The organism is Streptomyces sp. NPDC001401 (assembly GCF_042895385.1).
Lineage (GTDB): Bacteria > Actinomycetota > Actinomycetes > Streptomycetales > Streptomycetaceae > Streptomyces.
The window spans coordinates 1-3,391 of the sequence record NZ_JBIAWI010000045.1; the positions used below are offsets into that span (position 1 = coordinate 1).

A 3,391-nucleotide genomic window follows, 5' to 3' on the forward strand; every position below is an offset into this window, starting at 1 on the left:
TGTCCACGGACATCAGCCCGTCCGGGTGAGCGGTCAGTTGATCTCTTGCTGGGCGGACAGCTCATCTCCCTGTCCGGTATGACTATTGATCCCTGATTTGATCGATTGACTGTGTGCTCAACGCCGGAGGAGGTTCGACGCTTGTCGTAGGGTCAGGGCATGTCCCTTGCCGCGGTTGAGCTGCGCGAGTTCACTCTCGCTGACGGCTCCTTTCTCACGTCGTGGATTCCGGGTCCGGTCGAACTGCTCACCTGGGCTGGTCCTTCGTTCACCTGGCCGTTGGACGAGCCTCAGATCGCCGCGTATGCGGGCGAGTCCGCAGCGCCGGGACGATGGAGTTGGATGGGCGTCGACTCTCAGACCGGGCAAGTGGTGGGCCATGCCTCGGTGCGCGTGGACGCCGAAGGTGTCGCAGGGCGACTGGGGCGGGTGCTGATTGCCCCGGAGGCCCGTGGCCGTGGGCTGGGCGCTGGCATGTTGAAAGAAGTGCTGGCGATCGCCTTCGACATCCGGGGCCTGCAACGCGTGGAACTCGGGGTGTTCAGCCATAACGCCAGCGCGGTCCGACTCTATGAACGGCTCGGTTTCCAGGTAGAGCGTGTATTGCCCGACGTGGAGCAAGTGGAGGGGCGGTCCTGGTCGGTGCTGCAGATGTCCCTGGCCAGCGCGGACTGGGCGTCCGCTCGCGGGCAGCAGAGGGAGGATGATGGTGGGCCTGTGGCGCAACATCATGAGGCAAGTGGGATGACACCCTGACCGCTGGTGGCCTGGGTCAGCCGCAGCGAGGAGCCCTCGGTCAGGACGATGTGCGCGTGGTGCAGGAGCCGGTCGACGGCGGCGGTGGCCAACGTCTTCGGCATGATCGAATCGAATCCTGAGGGATGAAGGTTCGAGGTCACAATCACTGACCGACGTTCATATGCCGCGTCGATCACGCGGTAGAACGCCTCCGCGGCGGCCTGTCCAGAGGGCAGCATGCCGATGTCGTCGACCACGATGAGGTCGCACCTGGTGATCTTCGCGACGGCCTTGGAGACCGTGTTGTCGACGGTCGCCCGCCCGAGGTGGGCGGTCAGTGATTCGAGGGTGAACCAGGCGACCTTCATGCCCTGGTCGATGGCCTTGTTCGCGAGTGCTTCGGCCAGGTGGCTCTTGCCCGTGCCGCTGGGCCCGGCGACCGCCAAGTTCTCCGCCCGGGTGACCCATTCCAGCGTCATGAGTGCGTGCTGGGTCGGGACCGGGATGGAGGATTCGCTCTCCTTCCAGGAGCCGAAGGTCTTGCCTGAGGGCAGCTGGGCGAGCCGGCGGTGGTTGCGGCGAGTGGCCTCGTCTCGGCCCTTGATCTCCTCCTCCAGAAGAATCCGGACGACCTCGGCCGGGTCCCAGCGTTGCGATCTGGCGGTCGCGAGGACCTCGGGGGCGGCTTTGCGTAGATACGGAAACCGCATCCGCTTGAGCACCGCTTCCAGCTCGGTCGGGATCGGCGGAGCCGGCGGGGGCGGAGGAACCGGTGCCGGCGCCGGTGCGGGAACGACTTCTGCGGGGTCCATCACGGGAGTGGTCATCATCAACTTCCTTTCTGGTTGCGGTTGGTGAAGGTCCGGTCCAGGGCCGCAAAGCGGCCCTGGACCGGGAGATCAGGCGGGCTTGCGGCCGAAGTCGGCCCAGGCCGAGGTGCCTGGCTGGACGGAGTGGGCTTCGTCGGCGACGACCAGGTCGGCGAGGTGGGAGCCGTGGCGGCGGTGCTGGACGATCGACAGCAGGTCGTCCTCGGCGAACCGGCCGGCGGTCGCCGCGAGTCCGAGGGCGATGTCGACCTCGCCGACGCCGACCAGGGCGGCGAGCTCGACGGCGGCCGCCATCTTCACCCGCATCCGGGAGGTGCCGGCCGCGGCGGCCTCGATCAGCCACGACTTGGCTCCGGGACCGAGATCAAGGAATGCCTTCTCCGCTTCGTTGACGGGCTTCGGCCGTGGCTGGCGGGGGCCGCCGTCCATTTCCTGCGGGTGATCGGGGTAGTGGGAAAGGTCGATCACCGGCCGTCCGGGTAGGGACAGCTGATGGCGGGCGACCTCCGTCAGACCCGCGGGACCCTGCATCCACTCGGGCCGGCGGACCAGGTGGGACAGGTCGACGACAATGACGAGTTCGTCGCCGTCGACGCGGACCCAGGCTTCCTGGCCGACCAGACCGGGCGGGGTCGAATACCGCACGGACCCGAAGCGGACTGTCTGGTCCCTCAGCACCTGGCGGGACTCGCCCAGCGCGAGCGTGTGCGGGACCAGGGGCAGCGGGTGCAGCCGCGACTTCTCGATGTCCAGCATCGAGGACGGGATCTTCCCGGTCTCGCGGTGGACACGGTTGTTGACCTGCTGGCAGAAGACTGCGCAGGCGGCACGGAGTTCGGCGAAGCTGCCGTACTTCTCCCGCAGGTTCGCATCCGTCGGAACAAGATCGGCCTTCGCGATGCGAACCGTCGCCTCGGAACCTCCCTTCGATTCCGGGTCGAAGGGGACACATGTATGTACTTGCAGGCCGTAGTGCCTGCCTGCGGCGACGATTTGAGGGTGGCGGACCGCGACCCCGGCGACCCGGTCGATCGTCATCGTCTTCTCGTTGTCGGTCAGGACATAGGTCGGGGCCCCGCCGATCGCCCGCAGCGTGGAGTCCAGACAGGAGACTACGGTGGGCAGGGTGCGGTCCCAGGTCGGGATGACCACCCGGAACCTAGACCAGGCCAGCCAGGCGCAGAACAGCAACGTCTCCCGCTCGTCCCCGCCGTCCGGACCCGGGACCTTAGGGCCCCAACCCCAGTCGAACTGCAACCAGAGGCCCGGCTCAGTGATCCACGGGCGATAGGTCCGGCGGTGGCCGGCCCGCCAGCGTTCCTTCGCGCGGGCCACGGCCCGTCGAGTGGTCCGCTCGTCGCCAGTGAAACCGAGCAGGACCAGCCGCTCGTGGAGCTTGTCGGCCCGCACTTTGCCCTGCGAGCGGTCAACCCACTCCTCGATCTTCGGCATGAACGGGTCGATCAGCTTCGGCCTTACGACCGCCGCGTCGACCGGACGACCGGTGTCCCTCATCCGTGCGTACCTCCGCACGGTCTTCGGGTCGACCCCCGCCAGCTGGGCGGCCGAATGCGCACACTCGGTGGCATCCAGGGCCTCGAAGATTTCCATGATCTCCCTGTCAGACTTCTTCAACGATCCCTCCGGAGGTGGACAACCCGGCTCGTGGTGCGTGGCAGCACCGAGCCAACCCCCGGAGGGATCACCAGTTCGGAATTGGTGTTCGGGATTCACGCGAACAGCCCTGTGAACAGGGAGATCAGCTGTCCGCGGAGCGGGACCCGAGGCGTCCGCCTACAAGGATCTTGCGCTGTCCGCTCTCA

At 67.1% G+C, this 3,391-nt stretch carries 3 protein-coding genes; 1 reads left to right on the forward strand and 2 read right to left on the reverse strand.

Going from position 1 to position 3,391, the window contains the following annotated elements; all coding sequences use genetic code 11:
* The first annotated feature begins 159 nt into the window (after window positions 1–159).
* Complete coding sequence (locus ACFY10_RS54960) at window positions 160–756, forward strand: GNAT family N-acetyltransferase (protein ID WP_390672972.1); 597 nt, start codon at window positions 160–162, stop codon at window positions 754–756.
* On the opposite strand, the gene istB is transcribed toward ACFY10_RS54960, so the two are convergent.
* Both istB and istA read right to left on the reverse strand, forming a co-directional pair.
* A complete protein-coding gene (istB, locus tag ACFY10_RS54965) occupies window positions 729–1,568 on the reverse strand; it encodes an IS21-like element helper ATPase IstB (protein ID WP_390672973.1) in 840 nt (279 codons plus the stop codon). The two genes, ACFY10_RS54960 and istB, sit on opposite strands and share 28 nt — an antisense overlap.
* Before the next feature lie 69 nt (window positions 1,569–1,637).
* Window positions 1,638–3,179, reverse strand: coding sequence for an IS21 family transposase (istA, locus tag ACFY10_RS54970; protein ID WP_390672974.1), 1,542 nt, complete (start codon window positions 3,177–3,179; stop codon window positions 1,638–1,640).
* Window positions 3,180–3,391: the final 212 nt, after the last annotated feature.

Bases quoted from the DNA above. Each gene is read 5' to 3' on its own strand.
- istA (WP_390672974.1), bottom strand. From the start codon at position 3,179: ATGGAAATCTTCGAGGCCCTGGATGCCACCGAGTGTGCGCATTCGGCC.
- istB (WP_390672973.1), bottom strand. From the start codon at position 1,568: ATGATGACCACTCCCGTGATGGACCCCGCAGAAGTCGTTCCCGCACCG.
- ACFY10_RS54960 (WP_390672972.1), top strand. From the start codon at position 160: ATGTCCCTTGCCGCGGTTGAGCTGCGCGAGTTCACTCTCGCTGACGGC.